Consider the following 247-nt stretch of genomic DNA (forward strand, 5'->3'; position numbering starts at 1 on the left):
CATCGAAGCCACCAAGTGGGAATCCGCCACCGTCACCCTGCTGGATGACCGCATCGCACCCTATGTGCAGCAGGTCTGCGGCCGGGACCCCTACGCGGGCAAGGTGGTCACCGGCGGCATCGTGACTGTCAAGGACTCCGCCTGGCTCATGAGCTGGACCTTCAACCGCCAGCCCCACTTCAAAGCCCAGCCCGAAGGCCAGCTGGTAGGCTGGATCTACGGCCTTTACCCCGAACGCCCCGGTGAC

General features: G+C 65.2%; 1 protein-coding gene. It reads left to right on the forward strand.

The genetic code is table 11. The features are described 5' to 3' along the window. A partial coding sequence (locus tag H6B10_RS16385; RefSeq protein WP_204652463.1) for an oleate hydratase occupies nt 1–247 on the forward strand: 247 nt, incomplete at both ends.

Source organism: Gemmiger formicilis, from assembly GCF_016901605.1.
Classification (GTDB): domain Bacteria; phylum Bacillota; class Clostridia; order Oscillospirales; family Ruminococcaceae; genus Gemmiger; species Gemmiger formicilis_B.